Origin of the sequence: Amycolatopsis sp. NPDC047767 (assembly GCF_040704195.1) — a bacterium.
In the GTDB taxonomy this organism is placed as follows: Bacteria; Actinomycetota; Actinomycetes; order Mycobacteriales; family Pseudonocardiaceae; genus Amycolatopsis.
This window is the reverse complement of the sequence record NZ_JBEYSJ010000010.1, coordinates 164,245-184,888: the sequence shown is the minus strand read 5'-3', so window position 1 is coordinate 184,888 and position 20,644 is coordinate 164,245. Positions and strand designations below refer to the sequence as shown.

General features: G+C 69.6%; 17 protein-coding genes. 10 read left to right on the top strand and 7 right to left on the bottom strand.

All coding sequences use genetic code 11. The features are described from left to right. Window positions 1–16: 16 nt before the first annotated feature. Complete coding sequence (locus AB0878_RS20475; RefSeq protein WP_366581814.1) at window positions 17–664, top strand: nitroreductase family protein; 648 nt, start codon at window positions 17–19, stop codon at window positions 662–664. 84 nt (window positions 665–748) lie between these two features. Here the strand turns inward: AB0878_RS20475 and AB0878_RS20470 are convergent, their stop codons facing one another. After that, window positions 749–2,632, bottom strand: coding sequence for a transketolase (locus AB0878_RS20470; RefSeq protein ID WP_366581813.1), 1,884 nt, complete (start codon window positions 2,630–2,632; stop codon window positions 749–751). A gap of 407 nt (window positions 2,633–3,039) precedes the next feature. Between AB0878_RS20470 and AB0878_RS20465 the strand changes: the two genes are divergently transcribed. Both AB0878_RS20465 and AB0878_RS20460 read left to right on the top strand, forming a co-directional pair. After that, window positions 3,040–3,897: a hypothetical protein gene (locus tag AB0878_RS20465; RefSeq protein ID WP_366581812.1), complete on the top strand. Its 858-nt coding sequence runs from the start codon at window positions 3,040–3,042 to the stop codon at window positions 3,895–3,897. A 106-nt stretch (window positions 3,898–4,003) separates the two neighbouring features. Further along, window positions 4,004–4,630 carry a TetR family transcriptional regulator gene (locus tag AB0878_RS20460; RefSeq protein ID WP_366581811.1) on the top strand — a complete coding sequence of 209 codons (627 nt, stop codon included), beginning with the start codon at window positions 4,004–4,006 and terminating at the stop codon, window positions 4,628–4,630. Window positions 4,631–4,740: 110 nt separating this feature from the next. On the opposite strand, the gene AB0878_RS20455 is transcribed toward AB0878_RS20460, so the two are convergent. Continuing rightward, a complete protein-coding gene (locus AB0878_RS20455; protein ID WP_366581810.1) occupies window positions 4,741–6,477 on the bottom strand; it encodes a thiamine pyrophosphate-dependent enzyme in 1,737 nt (578 codons plus the stop codon). 264 nt (window positions 6,478–6,741) lie between these two features. Here AB0878_RS20455 and AB0878_RS20450 point away from each other — a divergent pair, with 264 nt between their 5' ends. Beyond that, window positions 6,742–7,881, top strand: a complete 1,140-nt coding sequence (locus AB0878_RS20450; protein ID WP_366581809.1) for a beta-propeller fold lactonase family protein — start codon at window positions 6,742–6,744, stop codon at window positions 7,879–7,881. Between the two features lie 153 nt (window positions 7,882–8,034). Here AB0878_RS20450 and AB0878_RS20445 read toward each other — a convergent pair whose 3' ends face one another. Then, window positions 8,035–8,553 carry a TetR family transcriptional regulator C-terminal domain-containing protein gene (locus AB0878_RS20445; RefSeq protein ID WP_366581808.1) on the bottom strand — a complete coding sequence of 173 codons (519 nt, stop codon included), beginning with the start codon at window positions 8,551–8,553 and terminating at the stop codon, window positions 8,035–8,037. A 382-nt stretch (window positions 8,554–8,935) separates the two neighbouring features. Between AB0878_RS20445 and AB0878_RS20440 the strand changes: the two genes are divergently transcribed. Continuing rightward, window positions 8,936–9,370 (top strand): DUF5709 domain-containing protein, encoded by a 435-nt coding sequence (locus AB0878_RS20440; protein ID WP_366581807.1) that lies wholly within the window; start codon window positions 8,936–8,938, stop codon window positions 9,368–9,370. A gap of 70 nt (window positions 9,371–9,440) precedes the next feature. Next, window positions 9,441–9,965: a hypothetical protein gene (locus AB0878_RS20435; protein WP_366581806.1), complete on the top strand. Its 525-nt coding sequence runs from the start codon at window positions 9,441–9,443 to the stop codon at window positions 9,963–9,965. A 54-nt stretch (window positions 9,966–10,019) separates the two neighbouring features. Here AB0878_RS20435 and AB0878_RS20430 read toward each other — a convergent pair whose 3' ends face one another. The 3 genes from AB0878_RS20430 to AB0878_RS20420 all read right to left on the bottom strand — a co-directional run bounded on the left by AB0878_RS20430 (window position 10,020) and on the right by AB0878_RS20420 (window position 15,019). After that, a complete protein-coding gene (locus tag AB0878_RS20430) occupies window positions 10,020–12,806 on the bottom strand; it encodes an AAA family ATPase (RefSeq protein ID WP_366581805.1) in 2,787 nt (928 codons plus the stop codon). A gap of 463 nt (window positions 12,807–13,269) precedes the next feature. Then, complete coding sequence (locus tag AB0878_RS20425) at window positions 13,270–14,043, bottom strand: SDR family oxidoreductase (protein WP_366581804.1); 774 nt, start codon at window positions 14,041–14,043, stop codon at window positions 13,270–13,272. 232 nt (window positions 14,044–14,275) lie between these two features. Beyond that, on the bottom strand, window positions 14,276–15,019 hold the full coding sequence (locus tag AB0878_RS20420; RefSeq protein WP_366581803.1) for a sigma-70 family RNA polymerase sigma factor: 744 nt from the start codon (window positions 15,017–15,019) through the stop codon (window positions 14,276–14,278). 237 nt (window positions 15,020–15,256) lie between these two features. On the opposite strand from AB0878_RS20420, the gene AB0878_RS20415 reads away from it, so the two are divergent. After that, window positions 15,257–15,865: a molybdopterin-dependent oxidoreductase gene (locus AB0878_RS20415; RefSeq protein ID WP_366581802.1), complete on the top strand. Its 609-nt coding sequence runs from the start codon at window positions 15,257–15,259 to the stop codon at window positions 15,863–15,865. After that, complete coding sequence (locus AB0878_RS20410; RefSeq protein WP_366581801.1) at window positions 15,865–16,563, top strand: FAD-binding oxidoreductase; 699 nt, start codon at window positions 15,865–15,867, stop codon at window positions 16,561–16,563. The genes AB0878_RS20415 and AB0878_RS20410 overlap by 1 nt, the downstream gene beginning before the upstream one ends. Window positions 16,564–16,644: 81 nt before the next feature. On the opposite strand, the gene AB0878_RS20405 is transcribed toward AB0878_RS20410, so the two are convergent. Next, window positions 16,645–17,997 carry an NAD(P)/FAD-dependent oxidoreductase gene (locus AB0878_RS20405; RefSeq protein ID WP_366581800.1) on the bottom strand — a complete coding sequence of 451 codons (1,353 nt, stop codon included), beginning with the start codon at window positions 17,995–17,997 and terminating at the stop codon, window positions 16,645–16,647. 305 nt (window positions 17,998–18,302) lie between these two features. On the opposite strand from AB0878_RS20405, the gene AB0878_RS20400 reads away from it, so the two are divergent. Together AB0878_RS20400 and AB0878_RS20395 are read left to right on the top strand one after the other, a co-directional pair. Further along, window positions 18,303–19,247: an NADP-dependent oxidoreductase gene (locus AB0878_RS20400; RefSeq protein ID WP_366581799.1), complete on the top strand. Its 945-nt coding sequence runs from the start codon at window positions 18,303–18,305 to the stop codon at window positions 19,245–19,247. A gap of 168 nt (window positions 19,248–19,415) precedes the next feature. Further along, window positions 19,416–20,333 (top strand): NADP-dependent oxidoreductase, encoded by a 918-nt coding sequence (locus tag AB0878_RS20395; RefSeq protein ID WP_366581798.1) that lies wholly within the window; start codon window positions 19,416–19,418, stop codon window positions 20,331–20,333. Window positions 20,334–20,644 lie beyond the last annotated feature (311 nt).

Here is a 20,644-nt window from a genome sequence, read left to right as displayed (position 1 = left end):
AAGAAAGCAGAGGACCATGGATCTCGACAAGCTCATGAGCAAGCACCTCACCAGGGCTTTTGATCCCGGCAAGACCATTCCGGAAGAGACCCTCGAGCAACTGCTCAAGTTTCTGCGATCCGCGCCGACGTCGACGAACATCCAGCCCAATCACTTCTACGTGCTCGCCACCGCCGAAAGCAAAGAGCACCTCGTCGCCAATCTGGGCGAACGGTTCCAGGACAACGGCGAAAAGATCCTGAAAGCGTCGCACACCATCATCCTCACCACCCGGGCGGACGTACCGGACAGCCACCTCGACGAGGTGTTCGCCAAGGAGACCGCCGACGGCCGGTTCCCCGACCCGGCGAAGAACGCGATGTGGCAGTTCATGACCCGCGATTTCCTCAATCTGCGCAACTACCAGTACAAGGACCTCAACCACTGGATGGAAAAGCAGACCTACATGGTGCTGGGCATGACCATGATGGCGGCCGCCGAGCTCGGCGTGGACGCGACGCCGCTCGAAGGCTTCGATCCGACCAGCGTCGACAAGGCGTTCAAGATCCGCGAAACCGGGCACACCACCACGGTGCTGCTGGCCCTCGGTTATCCCAATCCCGAGAAGGCCTACACCGGCCCGATTTCGCGCTTCGAACCCGACCGGCTGTTCAGTTTCCTCTGAGCCGTCCTCGGTAGCGGGAACCACTGCGCCGACGCCCCCGCGGCTCGTCCGTTCGACGGAGCCGCGGGGGCGTCGAGCTCTTGGTCAGTCGGCTGCGACGAGCTCGCGCGCGGCGGCGGCGATGTGTGCCGCGTCGATGCCCGCCGCGGCGAGAAGTTCCGCGGCGGTGCCGGAGCCCGGCAGGTGGCGTACGCACAGGTGGGTCATGCGCAGGCCGGGGATCAGCGCCTCGAGGATGGCGGAGCCGATCCCGCCCTCGCGGTGGTGGTCCTCCGCGACGACGAAGCGGCCCTCGGTGGCCGAGGCGGCGGCCGCGAGCGTGGCGGTGTCGACGGGTTTCACCGAGTACAGGTCGACGACCCTCGCGGTGATCCCCTCGCCGGCGAGCACGTCCGCCGCGGCCAGGCACTGGTGCGCGGTCACGCCGGCACCGACAAGGGTCACCGAGTCCTGGCGGCTGGAGCGCAGGAGTTTCGACCCGCCGACGGGGAACGTCTCGCCGGGGCCGTAGAGCACGGGGTAGGCGCCGCGCGTCGTGCGCAGGTAGCTGATGCCGGGTGTCTCGGCCATCACCTTGGTGAGGGCGACGGTGCTGGTCGCGTCGCTGGGGTAGAGAACCGTCGAGCCGTGGATCGCCCGCATCATCGCCAGGTCCTCCAGCGCCATCTGCGACGGGCCGTCGGCGCCGATCTCGACTCCCGAGTGGGAGCCGACCAGCCGGAGGTTCGCCTGGGAGATCGCGGCCATCCGGATGAAGTCGTGCGCACGGGTGAGGAACGCGGCGAAGGTCGAGGCGAACGGGATCCGGTGGCGCACGCTGAACCCGACGGCCGACGCGAGCATCTGCTGCTCGGCGATGAACATCTCGAAGTAGCGGTCGGGGTAGGCCTTGGCGAACTCGTCGGCGTGGGTGGAATTGGACACCTCGCCGTCGAGCCCGACGACCGTGGGGTTCGTCGCACCGAGCCACACCAGGGCGTCGCCGTAGGCCTTGCGGGTGGCGACCTTCTCCCCCAGCTCGTAGGCCGGCCGCGGCGCCTGCTCGTTCTCCGCCGTGGGCACGGCGCCGTGGTCGCCGGTGGGCAGCGGACCGCGGACCAGGAGGTCGCTGGTTCCCCCGAGTTCTTCAACGGCGCGGGCGGCCATGTCCTCGGGCAGCGCCTTGCCGTGCCAGCCTTCGTGGTCCTCGATCTCGGAGAATCCGCTGCCCTTGACGGTCTTGGCGAGGATCACGGTCGGCGCGCCGGCGCCGGCTTCGCTCGCGGTCCGCAGGGCGGCATCGATTTCGGCCAGGTCGTGGCCGTCGATCGTGAGCACCCGGGCCCCGAATGCCTCGGCGCGCCGCGCGTAGGTCTCGGTGTTCCAGCCCCATTCCGTGGGTCCGCGCTGTCCCAGCCGGTTCACGTCGGCCAGGACGATCAGGTTCTCGAGCCGGTAGTACGAGGCCTTGTCGAGGGCTTCCCAGATCGAGCCCTCGGCCAGCTCGCTGTCCCCGCACAGGACCCACGTGCGGTAGGAGAGCCGGTCGAGGTAGGCACCGGCGAGGGCGACGCCGACCCCGATCGGCAGCCCCTGTCCGAGCGAGCCGGTGGCCACGTCGACCCACGGCAGGACCGGCGTCGGGTGTCCCTGCAACCGGTGCCCGAACCGCCGGTACTCCGTCATCAGCTCAGTGTCCGAGACGACCCCGACTGCCTTGTAGATCGAGTACAGCAACGGAGAGGCGTGGCCCTTGGAGAAGATCAGGTGATCGTTGCGGTCGTCCTCGGGCCGGTCCCAGTCGTAGCGCAGGTGACGCGCGACCAGCACGGCGAGCAGGTCCGCCGCGGACATGCTCGACGTCGGGTGCCCCGACCCGGCGCTCGTACTGGACCGGATCGAGTCGACCCGCAGCTGGCGGGCGAGCTCGGCCGCCCCGGCGAGATCGAGGTCCGTGCGGGCCTGGTGCGTGGTGCCGGAGGTGCTCATCGGTGCTTCTCCTCATCGCGTGAATGCGGCCGTACGGCTTCCGCGGCCTCCCGGAACGCGAGCAGGCCGCGGGTCACGGTTGCCGGTCGTGGCGGATCATTCGCTCGTCGTGCGGGCAAAGCTGCTTGATGGGGCGCGAGCGGCCGTCCGGTTTCGGGCAACGCGCGGGTTCGTGGTTGTCGGCCGATGCCCGTCGGCGGGCCACGACCGTGATGCGTCCTCAGTGGAGGATACCCGCCTGACGACCCCGTTCCACGACCATCCGGATGATCTTGACCGACGGCCGCAGACCACCGGGTTCCCGCCCGGCGAATATTGTGTTACGTCGTCGGGAAATGGGTAAGACGCCGCTCCGGGACGGCACACACCTACGGGCCGGTGAACCGGTACGGCGGCGGGAGATGCTCGTGGATCTGGGGCGTTGTGGGGTGTGGGGCGTCGGCCTCGGCGCGGCTGAGCGGCGTCTCGCCGCGGAAGTGGCGGCCGAGCTCGAAGACGCCGGTTGGGGCGCGGTCTGGGTACCGGAGTCGCGCGAAGCCGATGTGTTCGACCAGTGTGAACTTCTTCTCGGCGTCACCCGTCGGATCAAGGTCGCGCCGGCTCTGCGGGACATCGGAACCCGCGACGCGTCCGTCGTGGCCGCTCGGCACGGCCGGCTTCGGGACGCAAGGGGCCACAGGACGTTACTGGGTCTGGCCGCGACCGGCACCGGCACGCGAACGGACCCGGTGGCGCGGATGGAGGCCTACCTCGACTGCCTCGATCGGCTCCCGGGTCCGGTCACCTGGGAAGAGCGGGTGCTGATCTGCGATCGGACGGAGATGGCCGAGCTCGCGAAACCGCGGGCGCTCGGGGTCGTCCGCCGGGTTGCGACACCGGACTGCACGGACCGGACGAGAGCGTTCCTCGGTGACGGGTCTTTCCTGGCGGTGCGGCAGGCAGTCGTCGTCATGCGGGACGCCGAAGCCGCCGAAGAGCTCGGCCGCGCCGAGCTGTCGAGAATGCTCTCGTGCCGGACCTGCGTGCTGGAGCTGCGCGGACAGGGCTTCGGCGAGGACGACCTGCGCGCAGGAGGGAGCAAACGACTCTTCGACAGCGTCATCGTCCGCGGGGATGCCGAGCAGGTGGAGGCGAGGATCCGGGACCACGTCGCAGCGGGCGCCGACCACGTCAGCCTGCACGTGCTGACCACCGGACTGGACCGGGCTCGAATCGAGTGGCGCGAACTGTCGCCGCTCGCGGTGCACCGCGCAACCGGGTCCTGAGGCAGCAGCGGCGACGCCGTTTACGGACGCCTTCGTCCCTTCGGCACCAGGGTGGCCGGGAGGTCGCCAACGGTCATCGCTCGTGGTAGTGCGGTAACCTGGCGCCGTGGTGGAACCTCAGGATGACGTGCGGCCGACCCGGGTCACGGCGCGCGGAGAGGCGACCAAGGCGCGAATCGTGCAGGCCGCGGTCGACTTGATGACGGTGAAGGGCGTGGCCGCGACGACGCTGGACGACGTGCGCGCGGCCAGCGGCACGAGCAAGTCGCAGCTGTACCACCACTTCGCGGACAAGAACGAACTGGTCCAAGCGGTCATCGAGTTCCAAGCTCACGAAGTGCTGAACTTCCAAGGCGAACAGCTCCGCCGGCTGAACTCGATCCGCGGCCTGGAACGCTGGCGGGACGCGATCGTCCAGCGCAACGCCCTGCGCGACGGCGCGTACGGCTGCGCACTCGGGTCACTGGCGAGCGAGCTGTCCGATTCGAACGAACGGGCCCGCTCGGCGCTGGCCCAGCACTTCGAAACCTGGCTCGGCCTGCTGGCCGACGCGTTCACGAGGATGCGCAAGGACGGCAAGCTCCGCCCGGACGCCGACCCCGAGCGGCTGGCCACGGGGTTGATGAGCGCGCTCCAGGGCGGGTACCTCCTGGCCCAGACCGAGCGGGACGTCAGGCTGATGAAAGTCGGGCTCGACATGGCGATCGACTACATCCGCACCTTCCGGGCCTGACGCCCAGCCCGCAGCCCGCACCCGCTGTCCGCCATGCCACGGCGGCTCGTCCGTCACGCCGTCGATCGCCGAGCACGGCACCTCCCGGTTCGACTGCCGTCCGCGAGCGCTCATCGCGCCGCGTCGCCGTCGTGCGCGGAGGCGATCCGCTCCTTGGCCTTGGCTCTGGCGAACCCCCACACCTGCGCGGCGGTGGGTGCCGAGGGCAGCGCGATCTCATCGGCGTTGGTGACGACGTCGAGCAGGACCGGACCGTGGTGCCCGAGCGCGTCGCGCACGGCGGAGTCGACGTCCGCGGCCCGCTCGACGCGTACCGCGTGGAGTCCGCAGGCTCGGGCGATGGCAGCCAGGTCCCGGTTTTTCAGCCTGGTGCCGAACTCCGGGAGTCCGCTCTGCTCCTGCTCCTGCTTGATCATGCCCAGCCGAGAGTTGTTGAACACGACGATCTTGACCGGCAGGTCGTGGTCGACCACCGTCAGCAGCTCCCCCATCACCGGGGTCAGGCCGCCGTCGCCGCAGAGCGCGATGGTCTGGCGGGTCCGATCGAGCTGTGCCGCGCCGAGCGCTTGAGGAAGGGCGTTGGCCGTCGAGCCCAGGTTGTACGAGCCGAGCAGGCGGCGGTTGCCGCCGAGCGTGACGAACCGAGCGAACCAGACCGTCGACATGCCGGTGTCGGAAGTGAACACCGCATCGGCCTTGGCGTGCCGATCGATCGCCGCGGCGAGCACCTCCGGACGGATGGCACGCGCCCGGTTGTCGAACTGCCGGCGGACCCGCCCTGCCACGCCGGCCTCGTAATCGGGGTCCGCGAGGTGTTGCTGACGCTCGCGCCAAGTCTCGTAGCGACGGTGGGACCGGGCCAGGTGGTCGCGATCCGGCTTGGTGGTCAGCTTGGGCAGCAGCGCCTCGAGGGTGGCCGCCGAGTCGCCGACGAGGCCGAGGTCGACGGGCACCCGTCGGCCGATGTGGGCACCTTCCACGTCGATCTGGACCACCGTCTTGCCCCGGGGGTACCAGTCGCGGTACGGGAAGTCCGTACCGACCATGAGCAGGACGTCGCAGTCGTCGAGTGCGTGCTGAGCCGCGGGGTTGCCGAGCGGGCCCGGCTGGCCGACCTGGAACGGGTTGTCCTGCTCGATCTCTTCCTTGCCCTGCAACGTGAGGACCATCGGTGCGGAGAGCGCGTCGGCCACCGCGAGGACCTCTTCCCGAGCTTCCCTCGCTCCGGCGCCGACGAGCATGGTCACCTTGGCCGCGCCGTCGAGCAGGTGGGCGGCCTGGTCGAGCAGGGGCCACGTGGGAACGGTCTCCGGGCGCTGCGCGATGAACCGCGGGCCGGCCGCGGACAAGGGGCGGGCACCGATGTCACCGGGCACGGTCAGTACCGCCACGCCGCTGCGCGCGTACGCGGTGTTCACCGCCAGTTCCAGCAGGTACGGCAGCTGCGCCGGGTCGGTCACGGTAAGGCAGAACTCGGCGACGTCGCGGAATACGGCGTCGTTGTCGACCTCCTGGAAGTGGTCGCTGCCGAGTTCGGCGCTGGGGACCTGGCCGCAGACCGCCAGCACCGGTGCGTGGGACTTCTTCGCGTCGTAGAGGCCGTTGAGCAAGTGGACGGCGCCCGGGCCGACGGTGCCCATGCAGACGCCGATCGTTCCGGTCAACTGCGCCTGCGCGCCGGCGGCGAACGCGCCGGCCTCCTCGTGCCGGACGTCGATCCAGCGGAGCCGCTTTTCGAGGCGCACAGCGTCGGTGATCGGGTTCAGCGCGTCGCCCACCACACCCCAGACGGTCCTGACTCCGTGGTCGGCCAAGCTCGTCACGAGCAGGGACGCGACAGTCGTCATGGCTGTGGCCTCTCCGCGGATTTCGGGTCGAGGAAGTCGAATCGCTCGTCCTCGTCGGGACAACGAACATTATAAGTGGACTATAACGTCCATTGTCTGGCCGGCGCGCTCCGCGGTGAGTGGCGTACACCTCGATCATCGAAGAGGTAAGAACCTCTCCGTCGTGACCACTAAATCAGCGAACGGCCTTCTGCCGCTTCGATCCACCTTCCGTCGGTCCGGATTCCGGGCCGGAGTTCTCACGAGTGAGGATCACACACGATCATGGCCAAACACACGAGGGCGCGCGTCACGACGGTGGCGGCGGCTGTCGCCCTCGCAGCCGTCACGTTCACCGCGTCACCTGCGTCCGCGACGTCGGCTCGTGCCGCCGGCGGCACGGTGTTCGTTCAGACGGATTCACCCGACGGCAACGCGGTCGTCGCGTTCGACCGCATGACGGACGGCTCCCTGCGGCAGAAGGCCGTGTACCGGACCGGAGGGCGCGGTGGCGTGCTCGACGGCTCGGTGGCCGACCACACCGCTTCGCAGGGTGCCCTGACCTACGACAGCCGCCACCACCTGTTGTTCGCCGTGAACCCCGGCAGCGACTCGGTCACCGTCTTCGCCGTGACCGGCGACCGGCTCACCAAGCTGCAGACGATCGGGTCCGGTGGCACCTTCCCGGTCAGCATCGCGGTGCACGACAACCGGGTGTTCGTGCTCAACGCCCGCGCCGGCGGCTCGCTGCAGGGATTCGTGCTGCTGGCCGGGCACCTCGTGCCCGTCCCGCTCTGGCACCGCGCGCTGGGCTTCGACGCCGACGCCGCGCCCGAGTTCACCCACACCGCGGCGCAGGTCGCGTTCACCCCGGACGGCGGCTCTCTGGTCGTGAGCACGAAGGCCGCCGGCGACAGCGTGATCACCTTCCCCCTGAACCCGGTGTTCGGTCCGTCGGCCAAGCCGGTCGTCGACTCGACCGGCGCGGGATCGGTCCCGTTCGGGTTCGTCTTCGACGGCTCCGGCCGGATCCTGCTCACCGAGGCCGGCCCGAACGCGATCGTGACCGGCCGGGTCGACGGCCGGGGCAAGCTCTCGACCGGTACCCCCGTGGCGACCGGGCAGCAGGCGACCTGCTGGATCGCGGCCGCCGGTGACTTCGCCTACGTGGCCAACGCCGGCAGCGGCACGGTCAGCGGCTACCGCATCGGCGCCGACGGCACTCCCGTGAGCCTGGGCACGACGCCCGCGGGCGCCGGCACGGTCGACCTGGCCACCACGCCGGACGGCCGGTACCTCTACGCGCAGACCGGAGCGGACGGTGGCGTGTCAGCCTTCCGGATCAACCACGACGGCAGCCTGACCTCCGCCGGGCACGTCGTCCTCGACGGTGCTGCCGGCGGCGAAGGAATCGTCGCTCTGTGATCAGTCGGCTCAGGAGCCTGCCGTACGGCGGCTCCTGAGCCTTCCCGGCGCCCAACGCCGGCCATCCGTCCAAAATTCGCGACTTCACGGTGCGACAACAGGGTGTGGGCCCGTTGAAAAATCCGTGTCGCCGGGGGTTGCGCTGCGGTGCCGCTACGAGCCCGACCGACGGTGGGCGAAGCTGCCCACCGTTTCTATCGCCAGGTCGAGCCCGCTGTGAAAGTACTTCGCGTTCCGCATCGTGTGCGACAGCAGGAATCCCCCTTGGACGGCGGCCATGATCGCCGTGGACAGCGCGGCCGGATCAGCGGCCGGCGTGAGCTCACCCGCCCCCTTGATGCGCTCCAGTGCCTCCGTGACCAGTTGCTGCCACTGCCCGAACGCGGCCACCAGCGCAAGATTGCCCCGCAGGTGGTGACCGGCGAGGTGCTGGATGAGCATGCCGAGGGGACAGCCTTCGATCGCGTTCACCGAGCCGACCAGTTCCGATCGCCACTCACACAGGCCGTCGAGAGTTCTGACGGCGGCGAGACTGGGCCGCTGGCCGCGCAGCACGGTTTCGAGCTGGGTTTCGACAATTGCTTCGACGATGGCATCGACGGTGTCGGATTCCCCGAAGACCATCCGGACCCGACGTGGCTCGATCGCCGCCGCCCCGCTGATCCTGGACATCGTGAGCGCACCGAGTCCGTGCCGGAACAGGAGGTCTGTCGAGGCGGCCACAATCCGGGCTCGTGGCTCCGATTCGGAGGCGTCGAGAGGGGAACAGGAGTCCCTGGTCGGATCAGACGGCATGCAGTGAAGCGTAGCCGCGCCGACGCCTGAGCAGACGTAGACCCCCTCTGAATAGTGGACTAACACGTCCAATTGAAAGGCCGGAGGCGCGGCTCGGCCGGCGTGGTTTCGGATTCATATCCGGAAGGCGACTCCAAATGTGACCTGCGATGGTCACCGTTGTGGACCGGACAAAGGACGATATAGTCCACTAAGCCCCTCTTGTGGCTCCGCTGCCCGTTGCCGGCCGGAGCCTCTTCCCCTGCATCCGGAGACCGACATGAGTGACGACACGGACGAATACGACGGCCGATTCGACCTCGATTCAGGCCTCCTCGAACCCGAGGACACCCTGGACGACCTCGGCGTCGCCGACGTTCTGGACGAAGGTTACAGCCCTCCCGACCGCCCGCAGGCCGTGTTCGACTGGGGCCTCACCGCGCGCGAAGAAGCGGGCCACGAAAGTCTCGGCAGGCGCCTGGCGCGGGAGATTCCCGACGTGAGCGTGGATCCGGCCGAAGGCGACGGGCTGGGCGACTCATCCGACACCGATGGCGAGCTGTACGACGACGAGGTCGGCGTCTCGCGGGCGGGGCGGCTGGTCGAAGATCCCGACGCCGACGAGCAGCGCCCGTACCTCTTCGCCGTGGACGTCGGAGTCGACGGATCCGCTGCCGCCGCGGAGGAAGCCGCGATCCACGTCGTCCCCGAATGACGGGCGGACGTCGATGCCTCGGCGACCCGCGAATCGCCGCCCCGAACGGTCTTCGTGACGGCACGGTCTCGTGTTCACCCCACAGATTGAGAGAATGACCTTGGCGCACCCCAGGAACGGGAAGGCCGTCGTCCGCCTTCCGCCGCTGGTTTCGAGTGTCGATCGCTTCACCGGCGCGGCAGTGGGCACGCAATCGGTGCTGGTGCTGGCCGACTTCGCGGTGCTCGGCGCCGCCCGGGTCCCCATCGGACTCGCGGAAAGCGTGCTGATGGTCGCCGCGGGTTTCGTCGTCCCGGTGGTCGGGGTTGCCGGCCACCTGCGGCACGCCAGCAGGCTGGGTGTGTGGTTCGTGACCGCGTCGCTGGCCTGTTCGTTCGTGCTGGGGGTGCTGTTCCACTTCGTGCTCGACACCGGTACCACCCTGCGCCGGATCCGGGTGGACGGGTTCGGAAGCCTGGCCCGAGTGTATGAAACAACGGCGACCCTTCAGGTCTTGACCGCCCTCGTCGGCGTGATCATCGCGGCGGTCGCGTGGCGCAGGCGAGCCAAGCTGCTGACCCTGTTTCCGAGGCGCACCCGCACCGCGGTCCTGTGAGTCCCGTGGCCCTTCGCGCGCCCCGGCACTGTCATCAGGAGGAAGCGGCCTCGCTCAGTGCGGGACGTGGTGCCTGTCGTGGTCCGCGAGCGTGACCTTCAGCTCCCGTCGCGAAGAGATGCCGAGCTTTCCGAAGATCTTGCCCAGGTGCCACTCGACCGTGCGCGGGCTGAGGAACAGCTGCGAGGCGATCTGCGAGTTGGTGTGGCCCTCGGCGGCCAGCCGCGCGATGTAGGTCTCCTGCCCCGTCAGCTGCGCCCTCAGCGGCACTGTGGGTGCTTCGACGGCTTCCCCGGCGGCCAGGAGCTCACGGCGGGCGCGTTCGGCGAACCCGCCGGCGCCCACGCGCCGGAAGGTGTCGCACGCGAGCCTGAGCTGGTCGACCGCTTCTTCGCGGCGGCGTTCGCGACGCAGCCATTCGCCGTGGAGCAGCTGAGCCCTGGCTCGGAGGACGTCGACCTTGCTGCGGCCGAGGTGCTCGATGGCCAGGCGGTACAGCTCGTCGGCCTCCTCGCCCCGGGCCACCAGGGCGCGTGAGCGGGCGGCGACGCCGAGCGCCATCTCCGTGCCCGTCGCGGCGGCGCGATCGGACAGCTCCCGTGCCGCGTCGATCGCGATCGCGACCTCACCGCAGCGGGCGGCGGCCTCGACCCGTTCGGCGAGGCCGTATCCGTGCATACCGATGTCGTCGTGCTCCACGGCCCAGTCGGTCGCGGCGAGCGCTTCGCGATACCTGCCGAGGCTGTTGTGCAGAACGGCCGCGGCGTACTGGACGATCGGGATCACCCGGCCTTCACCGCGTTCCGTCGCGCTGTCCAGGCTGGTACGGACGAGCTCCAGGGTCCGGGCATCCTGGCCGCGGTAGGCCGTGAGGACCGGCTCGATGCACAACGGCGGCAGAGCGCCGGTGGCCTGGCTGATGGCAGCGGATTCCTCGAGCAGGGTGGCGGCCTCGTCGAATCGCCCCGCGTGCACGCAAACCCCGGCCCGGTTGGCCAGCGCGACCGGCAGCAGCGTCAGCACACCCCGTTCGCGAAGGGTCTGTACTTGCCGGGCCGCGAGGTCGTCCTCCGACTGCCGGTCCCCCAGGTCGAGGGCGATCCGGCTGGCGAGGCCGTACCAGCGCAGGCCGGCGCAATCGGCATCGGAGTCTCGCCGGAACTGCCGGACGGCGCGCATGAGAGTCGGGGCCGCGTCCGTGTACCCCTTGGTGAACCGCAGGACGAGGCCGTCGAGGAGCACGTCGACGGCGCGGGGCGGAGTCGGCGCGGGCGGGGCCGACCGCGCGGCGCGCGCCATGCCGTCCGGCGCGTTGTCCGGCGCCCACACGAGCCGGCCGGCGAACACCGAAGCCATCAGCGCCTCGAGGTAGGTCTCGCGCGACAGCAGCGGGTCCAGGTCCCGGAGGCGCTCCGCAGCCGACAGCAGCAGGCCGGGCGCGTCGCGGCCGCGGTTGAGGGCGAACGCGATCTGCGAGCGCACCAGCTCGATCCGGGCCTGCCGCAGGGGTTCCCGTGGTGCCGCCTCCGCCTGCGCGACCAGCTCCAGCGCCGCCTCCGGGGCCCCGGCGTCGAGTTTGGCTCGCGCCGCTCCCAGCGCACGGCGGGCGCGATCGACGGGGTCCGGAGTCAGCTCGGCCGCGTCGGCGAGAAACGCCGAGGCCGCGGCCGCTCCGCCCCGAGCCCGGGCGAGCTCGGCCGTCCGTTCCAGCTCGGCCGCGGTCGCCTCGTCCGGACCGGTCGCCGCCTGACTGCGCTGCCACGCGCGTTGCTCGGCATCACTGCGGGGATCGATCGCCTCGGCGAGCGCCTCGTGCACGCGTCGGCGGTCGGCGCCGCCCGCCGATCCGTAGACGGCGGACCGGATCAACGGGTGACGGAATCGTACCCGGCGGCCGATGCTGATCAGCTCCGCCGACTCCGCCGGCTCCGCCGCCGATTCGGGCAGCCCCAGGAGGCCGGCGGCCCGCCAGAGCACCGCGGCCTCCCCCACCGGGTCGGCCGCGCCGATGAGGAGGAGGAGCCGGGTGTCCGCCGGCAACGCGGCCAGATGCGTCGCGAAACTGCGTTCGATGCGGCGCGACAGCGGCCGTCCGTGTCCGACCAGTCCGAAGCCGCCGGCGAGGGCCGGCAGGTTCGCCGTGCGGGGCAGTTCCCGCAGGGCCAACGGGTTGCCCCGCGCCTCGGCGAGAATCCGCTCCCGCACCCGTTCGTCCATCGGACCGGGCATCGTCGTCGCCAGCAGGGTCCGTGAATCCCGGTCGCAGAGCCCGGTCAGAACCAGCTCGGGCAGCTGCGCCAAGCCCGCCAGGGCCGCGTTCTCCCGGCTGTCACGGACCGCGAACACCATCGCCACCGGATCCGCCCGCAACCGGCGCGCGACGATCGACAACGTCCGTACCGAGGCACTGTCGAGCCACTGCGCGTCGTCGACGACGCACACCAGGGGTTGCTCCGTGGCCGCGGCCGCCAGCAAGGTCAGCACGGCCAGCCCGACCAGGAACAAGTCCGGCGGCTTACCCTCGGCGAGGCCGAACGCGGTGGCCAGCGCGGTGCGTTGCGGAGCCGGCAGGCGATCGAGCCCGTCGAGGTGCGGCGCGCACACCTGGTGCACACCGGAGAAGGCCAGCTCCGCCTCCGACTCCGCACCCGACACGTGGATGACCTGCAGATCGGCAGCCCGCGTGACCGCGTGATTCAGCAACGAGGTCTTGCCGACGCCTGCCTCGCCACGCACCACCAGCACGGCGCTGCGCCCGTGGCGCACCTCGTCCAGCATCTTGTCGAGCAGCTCGGCCTCGCCGCGCCGGCCGAGCAGGTCCGGATCGCCGCCGCCGATCATCGAAATCCCACGGCCGAGCCGGGTCTCATGACACTCCAGAAAGCGAAAAAAGGGCATTGAGTCACGTCAGGCTCGATATCAACGCACGGCGACGTGCACCCGATTTCGCTTCCGATCGACCGCCGCGGGGGCGCTCGGGACCGGCGTTCGCGTATCCACTCGAGGCCTTGGCCGCGCCGACCGCGCGTCGCGGGTCGATGCCGGACCGCACGAGCGAGGGATGAAAGTGAAGAAGCTTCACCTGTCGGCGGAGAGCGAACCGGTGAAGCTCCGGCGAAGCCTCGAGGTGGATCTCGGTTCGATCACCTGACACAGCCGAAGCCTAACCGCGCTTCACCGCGGAGTACACCCCGCCTCGGCCATTTGTGGACTTTTGCGTCCACTGTCACAGCGGCACCGGACTGCGGACGTCGGCGGGACGCCCGCAGTCCTTTCGGTGCGGTGCTTGTGTTGTGCGCCCGGGCTAGTTGCGGCCGGCCATGACACCACCGTCGACGTCGACGATCGCGCCGGTCATCCAGCTCGCCTTGTCCGACAGCAGGAAGGACACCGCGTTCCCGATGTCCTCCGCGGTGCCGACGCGCCCCAGCGGGTGGAAGCCCGCGAAGCTGTCGACGCTTTCGTCGAGCTTGTCCGCGCCGAACACGCCGAGGTACAACGGAGTCTTCACGACCGCAGGCGCGACCGCGTTGACCCGGATGCGGTGCGGCGCCAGCTCGATCGCGAGCGCCTTGGTGAGCGAGTGGAGCCCGCCCTTCTGCACCGAGTAGCCCGCGTGCGGGGTCGCCGCGATGCCCTGGTGCGCCCACATTGAGCCGACGTTGACGATGGCGCCGCCGTTGCCGCCGGCGATCATCCCCGAGACGACGGTCTGCGTGATGAAGAACAGCGCGCGGTTCAACTCGTTGTACGAGTCGTAGAACGCTTCGTCGTACTCGATGAACGGCTTCGGGACGAAGAAGCCCGCGGCGTTGACGAGCAGGGTCGCGTCGGCGTGCTCGGCCGCGAGCTGCTTCCGCAGTTCGGGCACCTGGCCGCGATCGGTCAGCTCCGCCGGGATACCCCACGCTTTCCCGTGCTGCGACAACGCTTCGACCGCCGCTCGGAGCTTGTCCGGGTCCCGGCCGGTGATCACCGCACTGCCACCTCCGGCGACCACCTGCTGCGCCGCGGCCAGACCCATGCCGCTGCTGCCGCCGGCCACCACGACTTTCCGGCCCTCGAAGTTCTCACTCATGACACGTTTCTTCCTTCCGCAATGACACCCGAATTGTGCTGGCAGACCCCGGAATCACCGGGTGCGAGGCGACATCCGCAGAAGCGCTGCCGGCCTTACGAGAACCTCGCCGACAGAGCAATGCCGGCGGACCGGCCGAATGTAGCCTCGGCAGAACTGGTCGGTCAAGTCCACTTTCGAGTCCGCAACGGTGCTCCGTCCAGGCGCCGGAACCCGGTTCGTGGACGGCCGATCACGCGATGAACTCGTTCTCGACCAGGTAGGCGTGAATGTTGCGCCGGGCTTCGAAGATCGCTTTGTAGATCGCATTCCGGTTGGTACCCAGTTGCTCGACGAGGGCGTCCACGGGAACCCCGTCGATCGCCACGGCGACGAAGACGCGCCGCTGACGCACGGTCAGTGCCCTCTCGATGGCGTGGCCGAGGGCGGCGCTGAGCTCGACGGCCTGCACCCGCTGAGGTGGTTCGTCGCCGGCCGCGGCGCGCACGCCGTCCGCCTCGCCCTGGTTCGGGAACACCCGGTGGTCCCGCCAGAAGTGCCGCCCGACCTTGCTCGAGACCTCGAGGGCGACGAACCTGAAGGCCCAGGTCTTGAACTGCGCGTCACCGCGGAAATCACCGATCTTGCGGGTGATCCGCATGAGGGCGTCCGCCGCGGCCTGGTGGGCGAGGTCGTCGAGCTCGGGGCCGCCGATCCTCGAGGCCGAAGACCTGCGCGCAGCCTCACTCCTGGCGATCTTGACGAGCATCGCGTAGAGCCGGCGGCAGGCATCGTCGAACTTCGAGCTGCCGGGGCTCAGCTCCTCGACCCAGACGGCGGACTCGCGGTCGAAACTCCGCCCGCCGACCAGGACTCGTCCGGCGAACCCCGAAACGGTCGTGGCGGTGGTTCCCGTCCGGCGCCGGCGACATCCGCCGTCCGCACACAGTTCGCTCCTGGTGCCCTGTCCGCTCACCGTCTCCGTCACTGTCGACATCCCCACCGCACGTTCCCAGATCCTTGATCGCGTCTCGAACCGACTCGTGCACGACCCGGGGGATCCTGCTCCGGTTCCAGTGAGCCCCACCGGGGTCACGGACGGGACCCGTGGCGATCCCGGGTGAACAAGACCGGTGGACCGCAGGACCCCGGAGGCCGGCCCATCATGTGGACTTTATGGTCCACTAAGGGCAGGATCGGCACGGTCCACAATCAACCGAGGAAGACGGCAAACATGATTACTACCAGAGGTTTCGTCGGGCGCCGGCGCTCTGGTCAAGACCCGCGGCTGCCACCAGGCCAGCACGACGCGGGTGGCGACTGGCCGGTTCTGCACGCGGAAGCGACTCCCTCGATCGACACCGGGGACTGGACTTTCACCATCGACGGCCTCGTCGACACACCGACCAGCTGGACCTGGGACGAGATCCACGCTCTCGCGCCCGGCCGTTACGAAGGCGCCATCCACTGCGTCACGACGTGGTCCAAGTTCGACATGGCCTTCGACGGGGTCTCCGTCGACACGCTGCTCGACATCACCGGGCTGCACGACGATGCGGCGTACGTCATGGCGCGCTCGCACACCGGCTACACGACCAACCTCCCGATCGAGGATGTCGTCGACGGTCAGGCCTGGGTGGTGTGGGACGTCAACGGCGCGCCGCTGGACGACATCCACGGCGGGCCGGCCCGCCTGCTGGTGCCGCACCTGTACTTCTGGAAGAGCGCCAAATGGGTCTCCGGGCTGAAGTTCATGGCCGAGGACGAGCCCGGTTTCTGGGAGCGCAACGGGTACCACGACCACGGCGACCCGTGGCTCGAGCAGCGTTACCAGGGTGACTGATGACCGTCACTTCATCCTGGCAAACCGGTGTCGTGACCGCGATCATCGCGGAGACACCGCACGCGAAAACCTTCCGGCTGCGGCTGACCGAGCCCAGAACTCATCACGCCGGCCAGTTCTACGTCATCCGGCTGACCGCTCCCGACGGTTACCACGCCCAGCGCGACTACTCGGTGGCCAGCACTCCCGGCGGAGACGAGATCGAGGTCACGGTCGAGCTGCTGCCGGACGGCGAGGTGTCGACGTTTCTCCACAGCACCGTCGAAGTCGGCGATGTCCTGCAGGTCCGCGGCCCCGTCGGCAGGTTCTTCTCCTGGGACGGCACCGCACCGATCCTGGGCGTCGCCGGCGGCTCCGGAGTCGTCCCGCTCATGTCGATGCTGCGGCTCGCCCGAAGCACCGGCCGCACCGACCTGATGCGCCTGATCGTGTCCGTCCGATCGCCTGCCGACCTGTACTACGCCGACGAAATTCGCGGTCCCGAGACCACGGTCGTCTACACCCGTGATTCGCCCGCGGGCAGTGCACGGCCGGCGGGACGCCTCACACCCGACGACGTCCGGCCTCTGGTCGAGGCCGATCGCGAGGTCTACGTCTGCGGTTCACCGGGCTTCTGCGACGGGGCGACCGCATTGCTGGCCGGGGCCGGCGTCGACGTCAAGCGGATCCGCGTCAGCCGGTTCGGTCCGACCGGCTGAGCCGCGGCTCTGGCCCTGCGCAAGATCGTCGAGCTGTTCCGTCGTGAACAGGATGACGGCCCTTGCGCAGGGCCACGTTTCCTAGCCGTCCGTTCCGGTTCGAGTGCTCGGCGGCTCGTGCCGTGCCGCCGGATCCACCGCCGGGGCCGTCGTGTCGAGCGGAACCGCGGCCGATCGGACGAGCCCGAGCTGGACGGACTGGTGCCCCAGGACGGCGTTCAGCAGCCAGTCGACCGCCGTCCGAATCCGGTTTCCCGGCATCGACAGCAGGTGGTAGCCACGCGTGACGATCTTCGCGATCCACCCCGACATCGGGACGTGGAGCGGGTTCGCGGCCGCTTGTTTCCCGCCGAGATCGACGACGAACCCGAGGTCGTGGTGCTTGTACTCGGCCAGGTGACCGTATCCGAGTGACGCCGCGACGTTCCGTCCCGCGAGTGTGCCCTGGCGGCTCGCGTGTTGTGCCGTCATCGCCGTGACCTCGCCGGGTCGCGTGACGTCGGGGACCGCCGCGGCGTCGCCGCACGCGAACACCCGGGACTGTCCCGGGACGGCCAGCGTGGTGTCGACGACCAACCGGCCCTTCTGCGTCTCGAAGCCCGCGCCGTGGACCAGCGGATCGGGCCGGACCCCGACACACCATGCGATCGTGCGAGTCGGGACGAACTCGCCCGTAGTGAGCCGCACACCGTCGGTCGTCGCCTCGCTCACCGAGGTGCCGGTGAGCACTTCGACGCCCCGCTTGCGCAGCACCCGGTCCGTGGCCCGCGAGAGCCGCGGATCGAGCTCGGGCAGCACTTTCGGTGCGAGGTCCAGCAGGAGCCAGCGCATCTTCTGACCGCTGAGCTCAGGGTGGCGCCGGGCTACCGCCTGGGTGAACAGCGGGCCCTGCGCGGCGACTTCCGTTCCGGTGTAGCCGGCGCCGACGACGACAAACGTGCACCGCGCCGCTCGTTCGTCCGGATCGTCGGTCGCGTCCGCCAGCTCCACCTGGCGAATGACGTGGTCCCGCAGGTACAGAGCCTCCGCCACTCCCCGAAAGCCGTGCGCGTGCTCGGCGACGCCCGGAATCGGCAACAGTTTGTTGACGCTGCCCACGGCAAGGATCAACCGGTCGTATCGCAGCTCGTGCGCCCGGCCCTCCGGATCCGTGTAAGACAGCGAATCCTTGTCCGGCGCGATCGCGGTCACCTCACCGAGCGCGAGCCGCACTCCGGGAAGCGTCCCCGGAATCGGCACGGTCACCCGCCGCGGATCGACCACCGCGGCCGCCACTTCGGGCAGCAGCGGGAGGTAAAGAAAGTAGTCCGTCCGGTTCACCAAGACGATCTCGACATCAGCCTTGCGCGGAAGGGCGCGGCGCAACGCACGAGCCGCGTTGAAACCGGCAAAGCCGCCGCCGACAATGACCACTCTCGTCGGTTCCCCACTCATCGATCAACCTCTCTGCGGCGTATTTCCGGCACCATCGGAATCACATTCGGGAATTCCCCGACACCTTGTCTCACACCTTGGCTGGAGCGGGGAGCCGGGCGGCCGGCACGCACACGGTAGCCCAGGTGCTGCGTTCCGGCGGCGTTCGTCACCCCGGTTCCGCCCTCCGGCCCCGTGCCACCCACGGGTTTCCTTCACCCGGGCCGGGCACGGGTCCTCCCCACGCCGGTCACCGAGACCACAATGGACTATAGAGTTCACCGAATCGACCCGATCGGTCCGGACCGGACGCAGGGAGGCGCCGAATGAAGGCGATCGTGGTGACAGATCAAGCCGCGGGACGGGCTGGGATGACGTTGGCCGAGCGGCCCGGTCCGGACACCGAGCGGCTCGCCGACCTCGCGGGCGCCAACTACGGTGACGTCGTCGTCGAGGTTCACGCTTCGGGGTTCACCTGGGACGAGCTGTCGTGGCCGTCGACGTGGATCGACCGGCTCGGCCGTGACCGGACGCCGTCGATTCCCGGCCACGAGGTGGCCGGAACCGTTACCGCTCTCAGCTACGGCACGGCCGGGCTCGCGGTGGGACAGCGCGTGTTCGGGCTGACGGACTGGACTCGCGACGGCACCCTCGCGGAGTATGTGGTCGTGGAGGCGCGGAACCTCGCGCCACTGCCGGGCGACGTCGACTTCACCACCGGCGCGGGCCTCGTCATGTCGGGCCTGACCGCGTGGCAGGGGCTGTTCGAACACGGCCGTCTGCGAGCCGGCCAGAGCGTTCTCGTGCACGGTGCGGCCGGCGTGGTCGGGTCGATGGCGGCGCAGCTCGCACGGGAGGCAGGAGCCTATGTCATCGGCACCGGACGCGCGGCCGGCCGCCAGGCGGCACTCGACTTCGGCGCGCAGGAGTTCGTCGACCTCGAGAGCGACAGCCTGGACGAGGTCGGTGCGGTCGATCTGGTCTTCGATGTGTTCGGCGGCGACATCGGGCGGCGGTCAGCGCGCCTGGTCCGTCCCGGAGGAACGCTAATGGGCATCGCCGGTCCGCCCGAGGCCCGGCCTGCGGAGGGCCTGGCGGTCGACTTCGTGGTCGTGCCCAATCGCGTGCAACTGGACGAGATCGTCCGGCGGACGCGCGAGGGCCGCCTGCGGACGAACATCGGCACCGTCGCGGCCCTCGACGACGCCGTCGCCGCCTTCAACCCGGCCGAGCACCCCAAGGGCAAGACGATCATCCGCGTCCGCCCCTGAGACGCGGCGAAGTGAGACAAGCATCCCCGTTGTGTCGCCGGAACGAGCGAAGATCGGCTCGGCATCGGTTTCACTGCTGTATCGAAACTGTATTGGACGCTATCGTCCAGGAAGCCACGGCAGGTGGCCAAAGGGCGCCGAAGTGACCGTGAAACATGGAGGTAGAGGATGAAGGCGATCGTCGTGACCGACCAGGCCGCGGGGGCGGCCGGGTTGACGTTGGCGGACCGTCCGACCCCGGATCCCGCGGGGAATGACGTGCTGGTCGAGGTGCACGCGTCGGGTTACACCCCTGGTGAGCTGACCTGGGAGGGGACGTGGACCGACCGGCTGGGGCGGGACCGTACGCCTTCGGTCCCCGGCCACGAGATGGCCGGCGTGGTGGCCGCGCTCGGGTACGGAACCGCCGGGTTGGCGGTCGGACAGCGGGTGTTCGGCCTGGCCGACTGGACCCGCGACGGCACGCTGGCGGAGTACGTGGCCATTGAGGCCCGCAATGTCGCGCCGCTGCCCGGCGATGTCGATTTCACGGTCGGTGCGAGCTTGGTGATCTCCGGTTTGACGGCCTGGCAGGGACTGTTCGTGCACGGCCAGGTGCAGTCCGGCCAGAGCATCCTGGTGCACGGGGCGGCCGGCGGCGTCGGGTCGATCGTCACCCAGCTGGCCAAGGAGGCGGGCGCCTACATCATCGGCACCGGGCGCGCGGCCGACCGCCACGCCGCGCTCGGTTACGGCGCGCGGGAGTTCGTCGATCTGGAGAACGACTCGCTGGCCGACGTCGGTGGCGTCGACCTCGTGTTCGATGTCATCGGTGGCGACATCGGGGCGCAGTCCGCCGCGCTGATCCGGCCTGGCGGCACCCTCGTGACGATCGCCGGGCCGCCCGAAGTCTGGCCCACCCACGGCCGAGCGATCGATTTCGTGGTCGAGGCCGACCGTGCGCAGCTGGGTGAGCTGGCCGCACGAGTACGGGATGGACGGTTGCGCACCAACATCGACAACGTCGTTTCCCTTGACGACGCCGTCACCGCGCTCAACCCGACGACGCGCGCGAAAGGGAAGACGATCGTCCGCGTCCGTCCCTGAGGTCACGGTGACGACGGGCACGGCGTGTTCAGGCACAGGCCGCGGTCAGAACTTCCGGTAGTGCCGTCCCCGTCCCCGTCCCCGTCCCCCACCGCACACCGGGCTCGTCACGCGGCGGACGTCGCGGATGTACTTCTCGCCCGGGGCGCTCGTCCGGGCTCCAGGTTGTCGATTTTCCGAGCGCGGCGAAGCGCGCGCTCGCGCGGCCGGAGTCCTCGTCATCACGGGTCGGGCATCACACGATGCCCGCCTTGATTTGGACCAAGTCGTCCAAGTAGCGTTCGTCGTGCTCCAAGCTGAGCCTTCGAGAG